The 18,453-nt window shown below is 56.4% G+C and carries 29 protein-coding genes; 19 read left to right on the forward strand and 10 right to left on the reverse strand.

What is annotated here, in order from left to right:
- Positions 1 to 6 precede the first annotated feature (6 nt).
- From K0H47_RS29665 to K0H47_RS29710, 10 genes are all read right to left on the reverse strand, one after another.
- On the reverse strand, positions 7 to 234 hold the full coding sequence (locus K0H47_RS29665) for a hypothetical protein (RefSeq protein ID WP_219274059.1): 228 nt from the start codon (positions 232 to 234) through the stop codon (positions 7 to 9).
- 204 nt (positions 235 to 438) lie between these two features.
- The gene (locus K0H47_RS29670) at positions 439 to 705 is read right to left on the reverse strand and encodes a hypothetical protein (protein ID WP_063030625.1); all 267 of its coding nucleotides are present in this window, start codon (positions 703 to 705) and stop codon (positions 439 to 441) included.
- Between the two features lie 21 nt (positions 706 to 726).
- Positions 727 to 969 (reverse strand): hypothetical protein, encoded by a 243-nt coding sequence (locus K0H47_RS29675; RefSeq protein WP_063030624.1) that lies wholly within the window; start codon positions 967 to 969, stop codon positions 727 to 729.
- A 214-nt stretch (positions 970 to 1,183) separates the two neighbouring features.
- The gene (locus K0H47_RS29680) at positions 1,184 to 1,627 is read right to left on the reverse strand and encodes a septation protein IspZ (RefSeq protein ID WP_219274060.1); all 444 of its coding nucleotides are present in this window, start codon (positions 1,625 to 1,627) and stop codon (positions 1,184 to 1,186) included.
- Positions 1,628 to 1,788: 161 nt separating this feature from the next.
- Entirely contained in the window at positions 1,789 to 2,313 is a 525-nt protein-coding gene (locus K0H47_RS29685) for a hypothetical protein (protein WP_219274061.1), read from the reverse strand.
- Positions 2,314 to 2,375: 62 nt separating this feature from the next.
- The gene (locus K0H47_RS29690; RefSeq protein WP_257626771.1) at positions 2,376 to 2,618 is read right to left on the reverse strand and encodes a hypothetical protein; all 243 of its coding nucleotides are present in this window, start codon (positions 2,616 to 2,618) and stop codon (positions 2,376 to 2,378) included.
- Between the two features lie 440 nt (positions 2,619 to 3,058).
- A complete protein-coding gene (locus K0H47_RS29695; RefSeq protein ID WP_219274062.1) occupies positions 3,059 to 3,310 on the reverse strand; it encodes a DUF1654 domain-containing protein in 252 nt (83 codons plus the stop codon).
- Between the two features lie 510 nt (positions 3,311 to 3,820).
- Positions 3,821 to 4,204, reverse strand: coding sequence for a hypothetical protein (locus tag K0H47_RS29700; RefSeq protein ID WP_219274063.1), 384 nt, complete (start codon positions 4,202 to 4,204; stop codon positions 3,821 to 3,823).
- Between the two features lie 175 nt (positions 4,205 to 4,379).
- The gene (locus tag K0H47_RS29705; RefSeq protein ID WP_219274064.1) at positions 4,380 to 4,688 is read right to left on the reverse strand and encodes a hypothetical protein; all 309 of its coding nucleotides are present in this window, start codon (positions 4,686 to 4,688) and stop codon (positions 4,380 to 4,382) included.
- A gap of 94 nt (positions 4,689 to 4,782) precedes the next feature.
- Positions 4,783 to 5,439, reverse strand: coding sequence for a LexA family transcriptional regulator (locus K0H47_RS29710; protein ID WP_219274065.1), 657 nt, complete (start codon positions 5,437 to 5,439; stop codon positions 4,783 to 4,785).
- A 109-nt stretch (positions 5,440 to 5,548) separates the two neighbouring features.
- On the opposite strand from K0H47_RS29710, the gene K0H47_RS29715 reads away from it, so the two are divergent.
- The 19 genes from K0H47_RS29715 (at position 5,549) to K0H47_RS29805 (ending at position 18,444) form a co-directional block, all read left to right on the forward strand.
- Entirely contained in the window at positions 5,549 to 5,728 is a 180-nt protein-coding gene (locus tag K0H47_RS29715) for a Cro/CI family transcriptional regulator (protein WP_024075251.1), read from the forward strand.
- Between the two features lie 82 nt (positions 5,729 to 5,810).
- Positions 5,811 to 6,233 carry a phage regulatory CII family protein gene (locus K0H47_RS29720; RefSeq protein WP_219274125.1) on the forward strand — a complete coding sequence of 141 codons (423 nt, stop codon included), beginning with the start codon at positions 5,811 to 5,813 and terminating at the stop codon, positions 6,231 to 6,233.
- Positions 6,234 to 6,298: 65 nt separating this feature from the next.
- Entirely contained in the window at positions 6,299 to 7,156 is an 858-nt protein-coding gene (locus K0H47_RS29725; protein WP_219274066.1) for a replication protein, read from the forward strand.
- A complete protein-coding gene (locus K0H47_RS29730; protein ID WP_219274067.1) occupies positions 7,146 to 7,952 on the forward strand; it encodes an ATP-binding protein in 807 nt (268 codons plus the stop codon). Before K0H47_RS29725 ends, K0H47_RS29730 begins: the two co-directional genes overlap by 11 nt.
- Positions 7,952 to 8,422: a hypothetical protein gene (locus K0H47_RS29735; RefSeq protein WP_219274068.1), complete on the forward strand. Its 471-nt coding sequence runs from the start codon at positions 7,952 to 7,954 to the stop codon at positions 8,420 to 8,422. The genes K0H47_RS29730 and K0H47_RS29735 overlap by 1 nt, the downstream gene beginning before the upstream one ends.
- Complete coding sequence (locus K0H47_RS29740; RefSeq protein WP_219274069.1) at positions 8,419 to 9,012, forward strand: recombination protein NinG; 594 nt, start codon at positions 8,419 to 8,421, stop codon at positions 9,010 to 9,012. Before K0H47_RS29735 ends, K0H47_RS29740 begins: the two co-directional genes overlap by 4 nt.
- Positions 9,009 to 9,695, forward strand: a complete 687-nt coding sequence (locus tag K0H47_RS29745; protein WP_219274070.1) for a hypothetical protein — start codon at positions 9,009 to 9,011, stop codon at positions 9,693 to 9,695. Before K0H47_RS29740 ends, K0H47_RS29745 begins: the two co-directional genes overlap by 4 nt.
- Positions 9,696 to 9,891: 196 nt before the next feature.
- Positions 9,892 to 10,206, forward strand: a complete 315-nt coding sequence (locus K0H47_RS29750) for an FxLYD domain-containing protein (protein ID WP_219274071.1) — start codon at positions 9,892 to 9,894, stop codon at positions 10,204 to 10,206.
- Positions 10,207 to 10,281: 75 nt separating this feature from the next.
- Entirely contained in the window at positions 10,282 to 10,473 is a 192-nt protein-coding gene (locus tag K0H47_RS29755; protein WP_219274072.1) for a Com family DNA-binding transcriptional regulator, read from the forward strand.
- A 9-nt stretch (positions 10,474 to 10,482) separates the two neighbouring features.
- Positions 10,483 to 11,355, forward strand: a complete 873-nt coding sequence (locus K0H47_RS29760) for a putidacin L1 family lectin-like bacteriocin (RefSeq protein ID WP_177071703.1) — start codon at positions 10,483 to 10,485, stop codon at positions 11,353 to 11,355.
- Between the two features lie 92 nt (positions 11,356 to 11,447).
- Positions 11,448 to 11,831 carry a hypothetical protein gene (locus tag K0H47_RS29765; RefSeq protein ID WP_063030590.1) on the forward strand — a complete coding sequence of 128 codons (384 nt, stop codon included), beginning with the start codon at positions 11,448 to 11,450 and terminating at the stop codon, positions 11,829 to 11,831.
- 193 nt (positions 11,832 to 12,024) lie between these two features.
- Complete coding sequence (locus tag K0H47_RS29770) at positions 12,025 to 12,363, forward strand: hypothetical protein (RefSeq protein WP_003218335.1); 339 nt, start codon at positions 12,025 to 12,027, stop codon at positions 12,361 to 12,363.
- On the forward strand, positions 12,360 to 12,704 hold the full coding sequence (locus K0H47_RS29775) for a hypothetical protein (RefSeq protein ID WP_219274073.1): 345 nt from the start codon (positions 12,360 to 12,362) through the stop codon (positions 12,702 to 12,704). Before K0H47_RS29770 ends, K0H47_RS29775 begins: the two co-directional genes overlap by 4 nt.
- 86 nt (positions 12,705 to 12,790) lie before the next feature.
- Entirely contained in the window at positions 12,791 to 13,159 is a 369-nt protein-coding gene (locus K0H47_RS29780) for a hypothetical protein (protein ID WP_219274074.1), read from the forward strand.
- Between the two features lie 403 nt (positions 13,160 to 13,562).
- Positions 13,563 to 14,186, forward strand: a complete 624-nt coding sequence (locus K0H47_RS29785; protein ID WP_219274075.1) for a putative metallopeptidase — start codon at positions 13,563 to 13,565, stop codon at positions 14,184 to 14,186.
- 30 nt (positions 14,187 to 14,216) lie between these two features.
- Entirely contained in the window at positions 14,217 to 14,678 is a 462-nt protein-coding gene (locus K0H47_RS29790) for a DUF2280 domain-containing protein (protein ID WP_167665108.1), read from the forward strand.
- The gene (locus K0H47_RS29795) at positions 14,665 to 15,966 is read left to right on the forward strand and encodes a terminase large subunit domain-containing protein (protein WP_219274076.1); all 1,302 of its coding nucleotides are present in this window, start codon (positions 14,665 to 14,667) and stop codon (positions 15,964 to 15,966) included. The genes K0H47_RS29790 and K0H47_RS29795 overlap by 14 nt, the downstream gene beginning before the upstream one ends.
- Positions 15,963 to 17,381, forward strand: a complete 1,419-nt coding sequence (locus K0H47_RS29800; protein WP_219274077.1) for a DUF4055 domain-containing protein — start codon at positions 15,963 to 15,965, stop codon at positions 17,379 to 17,381. The genes K0H47_RS29795 and K0H47_RS29800 overlap by 4 nt, the downstream gene beginning before the upstream one ends.
- Positions 17,356 to 18,444 carry a minor capsid protein gene (locus K0H47_RS29805; protein ID WP_219274078.1) on the forward strand — a complete coding sequence of 363 codons (1,089 nt, stop codon included), beginning with the start codon at positions 17,356 to 17,358 and terminating at the stop codon, positions 18,442 to 18,444. The genes K0H47_RS29800 and K0H47_RS29805 overlap by 26 nt, the downstream gene beginning before the upstream one ends.
- The last annotated feature ends 9 nt before the right edge of the window (positions 18,445 to 18,453 follow it).

Consider the following 18,453-nt stretch of genomic DNA (forward strand, 5'->3'; position numbering starts at 1 on the left):
GGGCCGTTAAGCGGCGGAAGCGATAGAGGCGTTGTAGTTGGCATAAATCTTGTCGATGCGCGCCCGGAAGTATCGATGTTCGGCCTCGTCAATGGCCCGCAGCATGAAGGCCAGGGTGACGCAGGATGTCGCCGCCGAACTGGCGTTGGGCTGGCCAAGGTTGCGGATCATGTTTTCGATCTCTGCCTCGATCCAGCTGACGGCGTTCTGGTGGTCTCGCTGGGCGGTGTTCATGTTTCTCCACGAATCGGCGGACAAATGTTTTCCATTTGAGCCATAGCCAGTCCAATGCGGCGTTTGAGACTTGCACGCTCTGCGAGCCGGCGGACTTCACGCTCTGCCAAATCTTCCTCGGTGTACTCGTGAAAGAGGGCTGCACGGCTTTGCGGTGTTCGCTCCGGGAAGTCCCAGCGCCTGTCTGATTCACGTGCCTGGGCACTATCCGCGTAACTGGTCGGCATTGAGGGACTCCAGGCGCCGAGCTAGCGCGCAGGCTTCGTTGTGATCGCGGCGGAACCCCATCACTTTGTCGGTCCGGGTATCAACCACATGGAAGAAGTCACGTCCCGCCGGCTTCACTGTCATCCTGAAGCGGACCGCGGGCTCCGGCCGCCCAATCAGTCGGTAGAAGTCGGCAGTGGCGATGCGGGAGCGTTGACGCAAGCCATCGACGATGTCGCGGCGTGATTGGATGCTGTGGTGCATGGTGACCTCCAGTGTTTGAGGTTAGGTAGAGCGGGCGGCGAGCATCCGGTCGGCAATTTCATAGGCATACTTCGCCGCGGTCGACAGGATCTCGTCTACCTCATTGCCTGCAGTTGCAAGCTCGCCGATTTCTCCGAAGCTCGGTGCGATCTTCACAATTGCCTTCGCCGCGAAGTAGTCGCGCAGCGTCATGCCTGCTTCACCTTCATGCACGTAGTTGGCTTCGGTTCCTGGGAACGCTGGGCCGCCGGTTTCTGTCGTCATGACTTTCTCCATTCGTTGGTTCACCTGTATTCGTCAACACTCATGCCTCCCGCTGGTTGCCGATGGGCGCGGGGGAGGAGTGCTGACGGGTAGAGGTGGGAATCCAAAAAATCGGATTGATATGAGAGGACAGGGAGTCCTCAATGCATTGCTGTAGGAATGGTGGAGCTGAGGCCCTGTTCAGAGCAGTCAGCCACCACTAGGGGAGGTGCGATTACTGGTGAATGCTGGTCTTGCTGATGGCAATCCAAGAAATAGCGAATATGCCAGCAACAAATATCACCGGACTGCCGAAAACTTTGTAGTAAAGCCAAAGATCAAATGGCGTGGAAAAAGCCACCGCAACGTTCAACACAGCCATAGTTGCGAGAAGCAACGCCAGTGAAAGTGCACACATGCGCCATTGTGGTTTTGACAGATTTAAACGTTTTCCAAAAATGCATTGAAGTAGATTGAGCTTGAATCCGGCTTCAGCGATAACTACTACCAGAGCTAATGATCCGTACAAAATTGTAGGCTTAATCAATATGACGAATGAGCTCGGCAGTAGGAGTTTTCCAAGCAGTACACCAAATACCAAACCGAAAATTTGGAACAATAGAAACGCGCGCCACAAAAGCGCAAAGGACAGCCTCAGCCAATTTTTTGTCAAACTCATTCTACGAGACCTTAAGATGTTCATCATGTAGCGGCGGTATGCCGTTTCACGTTTAGGATTTCAGTTCTAAGCTACTAGATTGTATTGGCTCCATAAAGTACGAAAATTTTGTCATGCAGGTGACCGGGCATTTAACGACAGGCTGTCGTGGCGCTGGTTGTTCAGTTGTTTGCGGCTTCAGCGGCTTCGTACTCGCTGCCGAGGATTTCGGTCATCACACCATTCGGCTTGGCGGACGTGCTGACGTAGATGCAGTCAGGCGTGACCACATGCTTGTAACTGGAGAAGAACAGCGAACCACCGCCAAGGCCCATTGCGTCGAGGAACGGCTGGAGGTCCGCTTTGTCCTTCGGCTTATGCTCCTTGAATTCTTCTTGCAGCTTTTGCAGCTCAAGCTTCAACGCCTTCCGCTCTTCGCCCTTGGTGCCCGGCGGCAGACTTGAGCGCGGGAACTGCGAGCTATCTGCCTTTGGGTCTGGCTTCGTCCACAGCGGCTGTGGCATTGGTGGGCTGAACTTCAGGCCGTAGAAGTTACGACCGCTGTGCATGCTGGTCTGGAACAGTGCGGTGGCGCCTACAAACCGCTTGGCGAACTCTTCGCCCAGCACCTGCAAACGATCCGCGCTTTCTCTGTACGCCTTCCAAGCCGCCAGAACACCGGCATCGCTTGTCTTGTAGTAGGCCATCTCACTTCCTCCGGTTGTTTTCCCAATGCACCCGTCACCAGGTGCATCAGTGAAAAGGTCCGTCATGCTGCGAACAGCTCTTGCTGGTGAGGCTGGGGCGTGCAGCGCTGGATTCCGGCCCGTATTGCTGACTCCAGCAGTTCGGCGTCTTGCTCAAGCTCAGGGAAGGCTCCGGCAAACTCGCTTACTGCGCCGCGCAGTCCGGCCGCCTCACGCTGCAGAGTTGGAATCACGATGCTGATCATGTTGCCGATCGTGCGCAGATCCAGGCTGCACTCCCGGCAAAGCCGGATGTAGTCGAGCATTTACTTCGGCATTTCACTTACTCCCGGTTGTCATCCCAAGCAGCCCTCGCGAGAAGGCTGCTCAGTGATGCTTTCCGCCGTGACCCGCTACTGGCGTCGGTCACCGGCTTCTTCTGATTGTTCTTCCAGCCGCGGGCCTTTCGGCTTGTTCTCCCGCTGGATAACTGTTCTTGGCGCTTTACGCTGCACGCCCGGGTCAGTTGCCAACCCTCTGAACCGTTTAGGCCGGTTCATCGCTGCCTTTGAATCTGGGCCGGTGGTGATCCGGCAAGGGGTGTCGCTAAAGAGCGGCGCAGGTTTAGCTGCTGGCCGGCGTTCTTCGTAGCTGGCTTGAGTTGAATTTAAGCAAGCTGAAATTAGCGTGTCAAGCATGCTTAATTAAATAATTCAGATTGCTGAAATTTACAGGCAATAAAAAGCCCGCTCAGTGGCGGGCTCTTTTATGAATCGCAGTACTCGCGCCAGCCGATCCTGACGGCGCCGTCAGCCAGATGCTCGACCCTTATTCCTACGGTTTCGCCTATGTCTTGGATGACCTGGCGCCACGCTTCAGGGCTTTCATCGTCGCGCCTGGAAACCTCAACCAATTGAATCCTCTGCACTCGGGGGGAGGTTATGAGACCTTGCAGTCGGCGGCCGACAAGCTCGTAGGAATTTCTCGGTTTCGGTGTGGGGTAGGGGGCTTGGATCATCCTTCGCTCCTTGCGAATGCTGTATGTATACACAGTATTTGTGCTGACGTGTCTTGGCAAGAGGGCGACAAGTGGTTTCATGCATAAATGCATATTTTATGGTGAGTGCATTCCGGTAGGCATGAAAAAGCCCGCATTGGGCGGGCTCTCTATAACACCTGGGGCTGCCGATCCTTCAGCGTTGCCAGTGTGCAATCTCGCGGATTGCCGGCTCAATGGTGGCACGACGAAGGGCAGAAACAAGAAGCCCGGCGCTGGGCCGGGCTCTCAGGCCTGTATTCTGGTCAGCAGAAGCCTGGTGATCAATACTCGCCCCGTAGAGAGAGTCCACTCTTCAAAAACATCGCTGCACCCGAAGACGCAAAGGCCGGTTTGCTAGCCGTCGGCCAAGGTGATATTTCAGAATTGCCGCCTGGCTTTTTACAGCTGACTGAGCCTGAATCGGTTAGGGCGAAGGAGTTGGAGGCAGCGGTGAGTCAGTAACGACAAGCAAAATTTTAGCTTTCATAATCACAGTTGCCGATTGCAGCGGATAACTGAAAATCCTCGAGAAAGCACTTCAAACCCTGTGCCGCCATAGTCCTTAAGCCTGTATTTAACGCCCTCAAGCTGATCAGTGGAGATATCGTCCACTTCAATCTCACTTAAGCAAAAACCTCCGCACACGTTAGGAAATGTTAAGTGACGAACTCCTGTAAGCTCTAAGAGAACCTCAAACGTCGACTGCTCACACTCATAAAGCATCTCAAGGCTCACTTTATAGGTTTGAATTGTCTGCCCCGTATTCTCTCGCTCCAATCTGAATCCCTGCACAAGATTTAGGTTGTAGAAGTCAAAATCGGAAATAATGGAAAGCCTCTCAGCGCCCTCAAAGTTCTTTTCGAGTGACCGCATATTCCCTCCTAGTAGTCAGAACGTACGTTTGCGGATGGACAACTCCTCGCCTGCCCGAATTGCACCCGTTGCGCAGGTGAAAACTACGATAAGTGCCAGTAACGCATAGGTCTATGCCTTGCTCAAGAAGCTCTGCTTTCGCCATGCCATCATTGGCTCACTGTGGGCAGCATCATCAGGAAAACCACCCATACCCAGGGCACTTCATGGCTCTGAGGCGACGCGAAAGCGCTAGAGACTCTGTAAATTCATAATACGAGGCGCCGAGCTTGGATCGCTGTGAGTACTGCAAAATATCCATAGCCTGCTGGTAATCTGCGCTTTTCTTGAAGTTACGACACTGTTCAACCCGTTCAGCTTCCGTTACAGGCATCGGTACTGCGTCGATCTGTTTTTCGTACTCAGTTTTTTCTTTTGACGCGCTGTAGCAGCCGGAGATAAAAAGCGGGGCGACTATTAGAGTCGCGATCCGAAAGGCATTCATTACCACATTCCCTTGTGTATACGAGCGCTAATCAGCTCGCGATATTTCGATTTAGCTTGCCGCCCGGGCATATCCGCCCCGGCACACTTGCGCATCAGTAAAATTTCTGTAGTGCCTGTACAACCACGCCCACTATCCGGCAGTTCTCGTCAACTGCCTCGATCGGGTAGCTTGGGTTCAGCGGTTTCAGGAATAACCGACCGCCGTCGCTGACCAGCTTCTTGAATGTGGCTTCATTGCTGTCCGGTAGCTTGGCCACGACCAGCTTACCTGGTGCGACCTCGGCCTCTGTGTCCACCAAGATCAAAGTGCCCTCGGTGATGCTCTGGCCGGCGGGCGCTGTCATCGAGTCACCTTTAACTGTCAGCCAGAACGCCGGGCCTTTGGAGTCGTACTCCGAAAACTCGTAGGTGTCCGAGATTCCAGCCGGGTATGGCTCCACTGCTTCCGCCCAGGCGCCGGCGGCAACCCAACTCACTACCGGGTAGCGGAATGATTTGGTTGGTTGAGCTGCGGGGGAGACATTCGACTCTGAAACCTCGCGCTCTTCACCCTCACCGATAGCAAGCCACTCGGCCCGGAAGCCAGTCGCTTTCGCCAGCGCGTAAAGGTTCTCCGGTCTGAGGCTTTTGCTCTCACCAGTAATCCATTGAGTAACGGCAGAATTTGCAACGCCGCAAAGCGATGCAATTTCTCCTTTCTTTTTACCGCTGACCTGTATGGCGCGGGCGATGCGTTCGTGTCTTTCCATGGACTCAATATTAAGTTAACTGAATTTAAGCATGCAGTAGGCAGAAAACACCGTTGATGCCATAACTTAAGCATGCTTAAATTGCGACAGGCTCGAACGAGGATGCGCAATGAACACGCATGAAGTCGCCGAATTCTTCGGCAGCAAGACAAAGCTGGCGCTAGCCCTGGGTATCCGCCCAAGCGCAGTGACCATGTGGGGCGAAACAATCCCTGAATCCAGGCAATACCAGATTCAGGTTCTCTCCAAGGGCAGGTTCAAGGCAGCAAAGAAGGCTCAGGCCGCCTGACATCCATGTCCGCCGATCCATTGAGCAAATGATCGCTTCTGCATCGGCAGGGCGCCACGGAAACAAATTTGAGGTTTTACGAATGGAAGACTTTTTGGATGCATGTCAGGCCGCAGTGAAGGGCAACGAGCCCAAGACCCTGGCTGCAAAGATGGGTATTCCGCACGTTGGCCTGCTTCAGCGCGCCAACCCTGACAACGAGGCTCATCACCTGACCGTGGAGCATCTGTTTGGGATCCTGCTGCACACCAGCGACATGCGCCCGTTGATGGCCCTGGCCAATGAATTCGGCTTTGATCTGGTATCGAAGTCGGCGCCGGAGCCGCAAGCGCTCACCAAGTCGCTGATCAACGTAGGTAAGGAAGTTGCCGACCTGACGATCGCGGTGCACGAAGCGCTGGACGACAACCACGTCAGCTCTTTCGAAAAGAGCCTGATCCGCCAAGAGATCAATCACGTTCGGCAGAGCCTGGACGTGATGGATGCGTCGGTGAAGGCAGCCTGAATTTCAGACACAAAAAAGCCGACGTACGAGGTCGGCTTCTTCAACAGCTTTAAGCGAGAGAAATCATGCCAAACATTTTTGCGTTACACAACCCTCGGGGATTCACCCGTATGGACAATAGCCTTATGGAGGCATTGGCTACGGTTGACCTGCCAGCGCGTGAGCTGCGCGTGCTCATGGCCATTGCACGCCAGACCATCGGCTATCAACTGGAAACCAAACGCCTGACTGCCGACGATATCGGCAAACAGACCAACTTGCGCCGTGACGTCACGTCGAAGGCGATCAGCCACCTCCTTGAGCGCCGGATCATTTTTCGCGTTGGCGGGAGCCGTGGGGATATCGGCATCGCGCATGTCCGCGAGTGGTCTTTCTTCGAAGAAAAACAACCGAGTCTCACTGAGACCAATACGTCTCACTCAGACAATATCGTCTCACTGAGACCGCCTGCGAGTGAGACCAAAACTGCTCACTCCCTTCTTTATACAAAGAAAGAACCCCTATTAACTCTTTCTACGAAAGAGATTAATCCGCCCCAAGAGCCGGCCGAACCTCCGAAGCCTGATCGCAAAACTCCGTTCGGCATGGCCCAGTTGCTGGCCGACAACCCGCACAACGTCCCTGAGCAACTGCTGGCCGACTGGCTGACACAGCGCAAAGCCAAGCGCGCCGCAGTGACCGCCACCGTCTGGTCGACCGTGAACACCGAACTGGCTAAGTGCGCCGAGGCCGGTATCACCGCAGACGACGCAATCACCGAAGCGCTGAATTCTGGCTGGCAGGGTTTCAAGGCTTCCTGGGTGATCAAGCGCTTGGCTGAGTCCGCACCGGAACCAGCTCCTCAGTCACGCCACACCGGGTTTGCTGAGCGCAACTACACCGATGGCCTGATTCAGCGTGAGGACGGTTCCTATGCGATCTGAGCCGGCCCAGCAAACTCCTGAACTGCCGCCAGGCACCCGCATCCAGCCCGCCGAATGCGAGACCCACGGCCACTACGACCAGAAGATTTTCCCGGTGCTGGGCAAGGAGTTGAAGAGCGGTTGCCCTGAGTGCGGCCGGATCATCCGCGCGAAGGCCGAAGCTGCAGAACTGGCCAACAGGGCGATGGAGCTCCGCATGGCTATGGAGCGCAAGCTCGGTGCCGCCCTGATCCCCAAGCGCTTCGCCAGCAAGACCCTGGACGGCTATGTCGCCACCACCACGGAACAGCGAAAGGCGCTGAACACCTGCCGCCGATATGCCGCGGAGTTCCCGCAGATCGCCGAGACTGGCCGCTGCCTGTTGCTGCTGGGAAAACCCGGTACCGGCAAGACGCACCTGTCCGTAGCGATCGCCAACGAGATCATGGCCAAGTCCAGCGCAACAGCGGTGTACCGCACTATCGGCGCTGTGCTGCAGGCCATCCGCGCAACCTACGATCACTCCAGCGACCAGAGTGAAAGCCAGATTCTGTCGAGCTTAATCAGCCCCTCGCTGCTCATCCTGGACGAGATCGGCGTCAGCAAGGAGAAGCCCAGCGACTTCGAACTGACGACCCTGTTCGCAATCATCAACGGCCGGTACGAAGAGCTGCGCCCGACGGTGATCGTTTCCAACCTGGATGGGCAGTCGCTGCCGGCTGCCATCGGCGAGCGCTGCATTGATCGCCTTCGAGAGGGCGGGGTGATCGTCATTCCGTTTGAGTGGGAATCGCAGCGCGGAAAGGAGGGTTTCTGATGTCCGACAAAATCAGCGTCAACTGCCAGGCCAAGCTCTCCGAAGTCATCACCAAAATCAGCGCTATGTACAAAGACAAGAAGTTTGTCGTGGTGACCCTGCGCCCGGGCAAGGACCGCACGCTCGACCAAAACCGGTTGTGGTTCGGGATGTACAAGCGCATCGCCGAAATGACCCAGATCGGTGACGCGGCAGACGCCCGGCGTTACTGCAAGCTGCACTTCGGCGTGCAGATCCTGCTGAACGAGGACGCCGGCTTTCAGGCCGAGTGGTACCGGGTCATGCGCCATCTGCCCTACGAAACGAAGCTGGCCATGATGGGCGAGTGCCATTTGTTCGGCCCCGACGGTTTCCCAGTGACCAGCCTGTTCAATCGCGCCCAGGGCATCAATTACACCGGCCGCATCGCAGCCTATTTCACAGGCCAAGGTGTGGTTTTCACTGATCTACTCAGCAAGGAGGCTGCATGATCGCCAAGCAACCCAAACCGAAGAAGTGCAAGAACCCGGCATGCGGCATCAGCTTTCCGCCGCAGCGCCTGGGCCAAGCCGTATGCAGCCCGAAGTGTGGCCTGGCCATCAAGGACGTGAACCAGGCCAAAGCGCGTAAGTCGCTGGCCCAGGTTGAGCGCCGCGAGATCAAGGTTCGCAAGGAGAAGCTGAAGAGCCGCGGTGAACACATGCGTGAGGCTCAGCAGGCGTTCAACGAATACATCCGCACTCGGGACCATGCCGCCGGCCATCTCTGCATCTCCAGCGGCAAGCCGTTGGACTGGAGCGGCAACGCAGTCGATGCCGGCCACTATCGCAGCGTTGGCTCCGCGCCGCACCTGCGCTTCGATGAACGTAACTGTCACGCCCAGAGCAAGCAGGACAACCGCTTCCTTTCGGGCAATGCCGTGGATTACCGGATCGGCCTGATCACGCGAATCGGCCAGGAAGCGGTTGACGCTCTGGAAGCTGACCAGAGCGTGCGCAAATACACCGTCGAGCAGATCAAGGGCATCAAGGCCTACTACCGGGCGAAGGCCAGAGAACTGAAGAAGGAGCTCGCAGCATGAAACTGATCAACGCAAGGCAGGTATGGACTGAGGCTCAGCACGAATCGAACGCGTCGATCAGCGCTGTGGCCATCGACAGGGCGGAGACGGCACCACTGAAGACTGGCGGGCCAATAGGCAAGCGTGACGCCAGGTTCCCGGCGATGGGCAGTGAGAAGGGCGAGGAGGCCGGATCTTTCTCGGTGCCGGGGCAGCGCATCAGCATCAGCGAAACGCGGCGCACGTCTGCCGGCCGGTCAACCGCCCGGGCAGCTCACCTGGCCACGATCGGCAAAGTACTGCGTGCCATCGACACGCTTCCGTTCCAGGTGCAGCAGTTCGGGCACTACCTGTACCACCCGGCGATGAACATGAGGCATCTGTTGAACGCGGTGCTGCTGATCACCGCCAAAGCGGCGCTGCCTGACCTGACATCGGCCAAGCGTGTGAAGGCGCAGTATCTGGTTACCCTGGCCCTGCAATCGTACAAGGGGGAGGTCGCCGGATCGGCAGAGTGGGGACCGGCGCGGGTAGCCGCCGAGATGAACACGTTCTTCGGCGTGACCATCGACCCGAAGAACTGGACGCGTGACTGGCTCGATCTGTGGGAAGCCCTGAAAGAAGTGATCAAGGAAGTGGATATTCAGGCTCAACAACCACTATGGCAGGTGATCCACGCAGAAAAAGATCAAGATGCGGCATAATCATGTTGACATGACGGGGTTTTGCGCGTAATTTTTCCATAGTGCACAAGTAACGCGAAACGAACATGAAACTCTAAGCCCGGCCAAGTGCCGGGTTTCCTGTTTGGATGGTCCGTCAATTGTACGTCGCCATCATATTGACAGCATTGCAGCGATGGGCAAAAGTGAGGCTCATCTCAAATTTAAGGTTTCGCTGATGCGCAAATTCCTAGCTGTTGCAGCAATGCTTCTTTCCTCGGTCGCTATGGCTGACAACCGCCTTTCGATCTCCGATATTCGGGTAGTTAAAGTGGATGGCTCCCAAGTTGTTCAGGGCTACGCTCGAAATGAAACCAGCGCGGCTTTCGGAACTACGACGCTAATTTTCAAGGTCTACGACGGAGCAGGAAATATGGTCGGGAACGCAGTTGCGAGCGGCATGGGGCTAGGCCCTGGAGAGAGCTGGAAATTCACTGCGACATCTGGCCTGGATTTCAAAACTGCTGAAGTTACTGCCGTCCAGATCAACTGACCCAATTCGATTTTTTGAGCCTCGCCAAGTGCGGGGCTTTTTTTGCCCACGGAAGGGCGATTCAGCAAAAGGAATTTGCAGATGTTGAAAGAATTCAGATGCGGTAACTGCAAAAGACTTCTCGCCCGTACGGGTGGGTTTACAGAGCTCCAGATCAAATGTACCCGATGTGGGACGTTGAATCATGTGAAGGCCGCGAGCCTCGAGCAATCGCCTTTGAGCGACATGAGTGCGGAATCCTCCGCGAACAATCAGTCGACTCAATAGGTAAACAATATGAGTTTTCAATTTACTCCGTTCACAGCCAATGGCAGCTCCGTGCTTCCGCCGCGAAACCTCATGAGCGCTGGCCAGTTTCTGCAGTCGCCTAATAAGCGCTTCCGACTGGTTTATCAGCCGGACGAGAATCTGGCGCTATACGATGGCGAATCAATCGTATGGATCGCAGACGCAAGTAATGCGTACGTGACCCAGATGATTTACAAGTGGAAGGCCGTTTCGACGCCTCAACTTTTCATGAACTACAGCCTGGTGCTGAACGACTTTAGGCGTCAGCGCATTTGGCAGACAAAAAACAGCGACGTTCCGGGCGGCGATAAGTACCACGATACCCTTGCACAGCGAACTCATCTTCAGCTGCAGGACGACGGCAATATGGTGATCGTTGAGTTGGCTCCGCTTTGGACCACCTCCGGCCTGCCGATTGTTTACGATCAACCGTCTTACATCTTCCCGCCTAACACTTTCCTTGAGGTCGGTAAGATCTACAGCGTTGGTAGCTTTGGCGTGGTATTCCAAAGTGATGGGAATCTGGCTGTCTACGGCGCAGGCAACGCTCTTGTTTGGGCGAGCTACACCCAGGGCAAGGGCGGTACCAGTTGCTTGATGCAGGGTGACGGCAACTTGGTGATTTTCAACGCCAGCGGTGTTGCTTTGTGGCATACGAATACAGGCGGGAATCCAGATGCGGTTCTGAGCCTTCAGGCAAACGGCCGGCTCACCATCACTCAGGCGCGTCCCGCTTGGGCTCGATTTGGCTACACGCCGACGATCCGCGCTCGCAAAGTGTACTACCCGAACAACGCTGATCCGGAGCAAAACAGCACCAGTCCGTACCCGACTTATGGCCATATCGGCTATGAGTTCTAAACACTGACGGATGTGCCCATTCAGGCCCGCGGCATTGTAGTGGGCCTAGTTACAAGAAGGTCGAGAACCTCACCTCATCGCCTCTGAGCGACATGAAAGCGGAAATCTTCCGCGATAAATCATTCGACTCAATAGGTGAAAAAATGGCTGTACGTACCCTCGGTAAATATTTCAAAAATACATCCTTCAATGGCAATGCAATCTCAATCGCTACCTTGATTGCCCCTGAAGATAACCTGCACGGTGTCATCCTGCGATCCAAGACAGGTGGTGCTGATACCAGTTACGGCAAGAAGGCTCCGCCACCAGGTAACCGCTTCGATGTCAGCCTGATCCAAATTCCAAGCGTCATGCTTTCCTATAACGATGTCCTGATTCCGGCAGGTAATGGGTTGTTCATGAACCTTTCGGCTGATTACACCATCAACATCGCAATGTCCTGGGACGTACTCAACGCCGATGGCACTGTTGCGTAAGTCACGCTGAAGGATGGAGCCCCGGGTAAGAAGGGGGCTCTCAAGCAACGCCGCGTGGCTGAGATCACGCAACTATTCAAGGCCCCTCCATTGTGCGGGGCTTTTTCGTATTCGGCCCCACCACATCCATCGCTCTGAGCTGGGAGTGCCACTGGGGCTGACCTCTTCAAACATGCCCCACGGAGTCGAGCGCATGGAGTATCTACAGCGCCTGCTCGACAAGATCGACAGGTTTGAATTACTGATTGCGGGCCTCGTTGGCGCCGTCATCGCAAGCTGGTGGCACAAGGACGACCTGAACGACTGGCGTGCCTGGATGATATTTCTCATCACCGGCATGGCTTGCTCGATCTACCTGACGAGCATGGTCAGCACCTACCTGGGCGTGACCGAGCCGAAGATCGTCGCCGGTATCGGCTTCCTGCTCGGTGCCTTCGGCGGCTCGCTCTTGGCGGCCATCAATCGAGCCATCAAATCCGCTGACCTCTGGGCGCTCATTCGCCAGCGGTTCGGAGGAGGCAATCCACCATGAATCTTGAACTGATCAACTCCATCGCCTGCGGCCTTATCGCGCTGTGGGCAGCCTGGTGCGTACTGAGCGGGAAGGTGAGGGACGGCATCCTTGGGAAGCTGATCTATACAACGATCGCCATTACTGGCTTCGTCGTGTCGGTGCGCAGCCAGAACATCTTCTTCGGTCCGACCACCGCAGGCCTGACGCTGCATGTAGCTTTGGCTTTGGCCGGTGCTCGGCACATCTTCATGGTCACGTACTGGCAGCCGGTAAAAGCCTGGCTTTGCCGGACGCTCAACTGCGAGCACTGCCTGCACTGTGACAAGGCACCTGAAGGTGTTGAGCGACACAGAGGGTAAATTTGTTGCTTGTGTATTGTGTTTGGTGGCATGTAGCCATATGTTAATAGCTGGTTACCAGTTAAAACAACGGCAAGGAAAGCAGCGTGTCTGAAGAAAAAATGCAGTATTTACGCAGCGCAACCATCAGCGCCGATGCGAACGCGCTTGAGGCGTTGAAGGATATTCCCGGATACACGGTCACGCCGATTGATGTCCAGCAGAGTGATAACCGAACCCATGTAGTAGTGACTCCGAGCGGAGACCATATACATCTGGTCAATGATCCAAGCGACCCATCTGTGCTGAAGACCTCAAACGTTATCAAGCAGGACCAACTGAGCGAACCTGTGCCATTTCAAGATGATGAACTGGTTAAATTTGCTAATGCTGCCAATCAGTTTGGATCTGTGCACGTGACGGTAAAGGTTTCTGACCATGATCTCAAAACGCTTGCTCAACCCAAAACGCCTTGAGTTCTAGGGATTGTTGGAGAAAGAGAGCCCGCTAATTTGCGGGCTTTTTATCGCTAGTGGACTTCTGAAAACCAAGCAACCCGACTGGGAGGTCATCGAACGCGCCAGCCGGGCCGACGCTTTTTTTTCAAGCGTATTGATCGTTCAGCTCAAAGTACAAATTTAAGGCTTGTCGTTCATCATTCATTGCAACTCCATGTTGAATTCCAGTCTCGCAGTCAATTATGCGATATCTCCAGGATGTGAAAACTGGCTGAGGGTTAGCTGTGTCGTTCGTGTGTACAAAAATTGTTCGGGTGATGATGTATCGATGACGCTCGACGGATGACATGCTTTCTTCCTTGTGTAAGTTAAGTCTGACGAATACCGGCAACCCGCCACTATTTCAAGCTCAAGGTGATCCGTGGACAGGCCATACCCTCCATCGACGCTACTTGAGCTATCCGACCTTTCCGACTTCGGTATTCGCCTGACGCCAGCACCCGAGGCGTGGGAGTGGCTCCAGACAGAGATCCTCGCCGACACCGGCAGCATTTACAACGAAGATCATGCCCACCTACTGGATGCAGACATCCGAGTCATGTGGGCGTCGTCGAGCTTCGAGAAGCAGGGTCGCACAGTCCTGGGCCAGGCCGAGCAGGTAGCGTTCCGCGCCGGAGGTTGGCAGAAAGCCCGGATGGAGCAACAGATGCGTGATTGGTTTGGCGATGTGCCGGCTTTCATCATTACCCTGGCCGCCGACTACTGCGCCCAGTGCAGCGACCTTGAGTTCTGTGCGCTCCTGGAGCACGAGCTTTATCACATCGCCCAGGCGACCGATAAGTACGGTCAACCAGCCTTCACCCAGGACGGCGCACCCAAGCTGAAGCTTCAGGGCCACGACGTTGAAGAGTTCGTCGGTGTCGTCCGCCGCTATGGTGCAAGCCCTGACGTCCAAGCGTTGGTGGATGCTGCAAACAGTCCTGCTGAGGTGGGGAAATTGAACATTGCGAGGGCCTGCGGAACCTGTCTGCTCAAGTCGGCCTGATTTTAGACAGGTTAAGACGGATGATCGCCAATGGCAGCTCTTCGAAGTGAGGTGAAAGCCTTTATTGTTCAGGCTCTCGCGTGCTTTGACACACCTTCTCAGGTGGTTGAGGCCGTCTTAAAAGAATTCAACGTTGTTGTCACTCGCCAGCAGTGCGAATCACACGACCCAACAAAGGCAGCCGGCAAAGCGCTGGGTGAGAAGTGGGCAACGATGTTCCGTGAGAGCCGCAAGCGGTTCCGCGAAGAAACTGAAGACATCCCGATCGCCAATCGAGCCTTCCGACTGCGCGCCCTGAGCCGCATGGCTGAGAAAGCCGAAGGCATGAAGAATATGGCGCTGACCGCCCAGCTACTGGAGCAGGCTGCCAAAGAATGCGGCGACATCTACGTCAACCGGGCCCGGAAGGAAGAGGTTGGCGATGAACCGGTGATCCCGACCCGAATCCAGGTCGACGTGGTGGATGCGAGGAAGCCGAATGCCGAGCCTTAATGTTCCGCAGGCTCAGTTCCTCACGCTGCCCCACAAATTCCGTGCGTTCGTTGCCGGGTTCGGCTCAGGCAAGACCTGGGTGGGCTGTTCGGCACTGAGTAAGCACTTCATGGAGTGGCCCGGCGTTAACGCTGGCTACTTTGCACCGACTTACCCGCAGATCCGGGACATCTTCTATCCGACGATGGATGAGGTGGCCTACGACTGGGGGCTGAAGACCAAGATCAACCAGGCGAACCACGAAGTTCACATTTACAGCGGCCGGCAGTACCGCGGCACTGTAATTTGCCGGTCGATGGAGAAACCGCAGACGATTGTCGGCTTCAAGATTGGCCATGCTCTGGTGGATGAGCTGGACGTGCTGACTGCACTGAAGGCGCAGCAGGCCTGGCGCAAGATCATCGCCCGGATGCGTTATAACTTGCCCGGGCTGAAGAACGGGGTGGATGTCACCACGACGCCGGAAGGCTTCAAGTTCGTCTTCCTGCAGTTCGTGAAGCAGTTGCGCGACAAGCCGTCGCTCAAGGATATGTACGGCCTGGTGCAGGCCAGCACGTTCGACAACGAGCTGAACTTGCCGGACGACTACATCGCCTCCCTGATGGAGTCATATCCGCCACAGCTGATTATGGCGTACCTCAAAGGCCAGTTCGTCAACCTGACGTCCGGCACAATCTACACGGCCTACGACCGCAAGCTCAACGGATGCTTCGACACCGTGCAGCCCGGAGAGCCGCTGTTCATCGGGATGGACTTCAACGTCGGCAAGATGGCGGCGATTACCCACGTTAAGCGCGACCAGGGGTTGCCCAGGGCTGTAGATGAGCTGATCGACGGCTATGACACGCCCGACATGATCCGACGCATCAAGGAACGCTACTGGCAGCACGACGGCAACGACTTCAAGAAGACCTGCGAGATCAGGATCTACCCGGATGCCTCGGGCGATTCGCGCAAGTCCGTGAACGCCAGTATCACCGACCTGGCCATGCTCAAGCAGGCCGGGTTCGCGGTCATCGCTCCAGCAGCGAACCCGCCGGTGAAGGACCGTATCAACGCAATGAACGCCGTCTTCTGCAATGCGCAGGGCGAGCGCCGCTACCTGGTCAACTCGCTCACCTGTCCGACCTACGCCGATGGCCTGGAGCAGCAGGTGTGGGGCGCGAATGGGGAGCCAGACAAAACCGCCGGCATCGATCACGCGAACGACGCCGGCGGCTACTTCATCCACCGCGAGTACCCGATCATCAAACCGGTCACCGCTATCAAAATGGGATACGCCCGATGAGCAACGACGTCTCCTTCAAGCGGGCGGAATACACGGCAGTGCTGGACCGCTGGGCTACCGTCCGCGATGTCTGCGCCGGTCAGCATCGGGTTGTCGATCGGCTGCCTTACATCAACGCACACGATAAGTCGCCGGAGAACGAAGACCGGAATCGGGCTTACCGCGAGCGGGCGGTGTTCAAGAACGCCACCGGGCACACCCGTAACGGGCTGTTGGGTCTGGCCTTCCATAAAGACCCGACACTCACGGTGCCAAAGAAGCTGGAATACCTGCAAGACAACGCCAACGGCTCTGGAGTGAGCATTTATCAACACTCTCAGGGAACGCTTGAAAAGGTGCTTGAAGCTGGTCGGCACGGTCTGTACGTCGACTATCACCAGGACGACGGTATCGGCGGGCACTCGGTAATCCTGTCCTACTGCGCTGAGGACATAATCAACTGGCGCACAGGCATGGTGAACGGTCACAGTGTGCTTACCCTGGTAGTGCTGCGCGAGTCTCCGGAAATCCCTGATGGCTTCGGCTACAAGACGGCTGAGCAGTACCGGGAACTGGCGCTTGAGGATGACGGGTTTGTTTGTCGTGTTTGGCGCCGGTCCGGTCCGAAAGGAGGCGGGCCGCTGGCGGTCATCGAAGAGTTCAGGCCGGAAGGCGTCACCGGGCGTCTCAAGGAGATCCCGTTCACTTTTGTCGGCGCGCAGAACAACGACCCAAGCATCGACGAGTCGCCGCTGTACGACATCGCCATGATCAACCTGGGCCATTACCGGAACAGTGCCGATTATGAAGACAGCGTCTTCTGGTGTGGCCAGGCCCAGCCATGGATCAGTGGTTTGGATGAGCAGTGGCGCGACTGGATGGAGAAGCACGGTGTTTATGTCGGCTCCAGGGCGCCAATGATGCTGCCGGCCGGCGGCCAGTTCGGTTACGCGCAGCCCTTGCCCAACACGCTGGTCAAAGAGGCGATGGCCGACAAGAACCAGATGATGATTGAACTGGGCGCACGGATGGTGGTTGCGTCTCTGTCGTCCAAGACGGCGACCGAGGCCCGCGGCGACCAATCGGCGTCTACTTCGGTGCTCGCCGGATGCGTGGCGAACGTCAGTGAGGCATACACCCGGGCAATAATGTGGTGCTGCGCCTACATGGGCATCGCTGACAAGAAGGTCGCCTACCAGGTGAATCAGGAGTTCGTCGAACTCACGGCTGATCCGCAGATGATCACGGCCTTGGTTGGCTTGTGGCAGCAAGGCGGCTTCGCCAAGGCAGACCTTCGGGCCTACCTACGCAAGCTGGGCCTGATTGCGCCAGAGCGTACAGACCAGCAGATCGACGGCGAACTGGAAGAGCAGGGCGATGGGCTAGGCCTGGACGACGAGGACAAACCAAATGGCGGCAAACCAAGCAATCCTTGACGCCACGATCCGGCACGCGGTCTTCCTCGAAAAGCTGAAGGCAGGGGAGGTCGGCAAGTTCGCTCCCTTCCTCAAGGAGATTGACCGGTCTATCCGCGATCGGCTCACCCAGTCGGACCTGACCGAATACAACACGAAGCGCCTGGAAGCGTTGCTGAAGGAGGTCGACAGCCTGCTGCTGGGCATCTTCGACCGCTACAGTGCGCAACTGAACCTCGACCTGGTGGACATCGCCAACTACGAGGCCGAATTTGAGGCGACCAGTCTTGCCAGGTCGGCGCCGGTTGGCGTGTCGCTGGATGTGGTCGCGCCGACGGCCGCTGCAATTCGCACCGCAGTGCTGACGAACCCGCTCAGTGTACGTGGCACCGGCGGCGGGAAGCTGCTTAAGGCCTTCATCAAGGGCTGGACAGGTGCAGAGCGTGAGCGCGTTACCGGCACCATCCGGCAGGGCTTCTTCGAAGGGCAGACGAACTTCCAGATCATTCGCAACATTCGCGGCACCAAGGCGGCAGGGTACAAAGACGGCATCCTGGCCACCACCAACCGCAATGCCAGCACGGTCGTGCACACCGCGATTCAGCATGTGTCGTCCCAGGCGCGGATGGAGGTAGCCAAGGCCAACACGGATATCGTTGAAGAGGTCCAGATGGTCGCCACGCTGGACAGCAAGACCAGCCAGCAATGCCGGTCGATGGATAAGCGCAAGTTTCCGGTGGATTCCGGCCCAAGGCCGCCGTTTCACCCGAATTGCCGTACGACGTTCGTTCTGCTGACCAAACTTAGCGAGATGTTCGCCAAAGGCGCTACCCGCGCTTCAGTGGGTGCCGATGGCGGCCAGCAGGTCAGTGCGAGCCTGGACTACTACCACTGGCTCCAGCAGCAGCCCGCTTCTTTCCAGGACGTTGCCATCGGTCCAGTACGGGCCAAGCTGTTTCGTGAAGGAGGCTTGACCGTTGAGCGATTCGCCGAGCTGCAGCTTGATCGCAACTTTGCGCCGTTGACCTTGGCTCAGATGAAGAGCTTAGAACCACTGGCTTTTGAGAGAGCAGGCATTTTATAGCCAGCTAGC

It is taken from the genome of Pseudomonas sp. Xaverov 83 (assembly GCF_019352905.1).
Taxonomy (GTDB): Bacteria; Pseudomonadota; Gammaproteobacteria; order Pseudomonadales; family Pseudomonadaceae; genus Aquipseudomonas; species Aquipseudomonas yamanorum.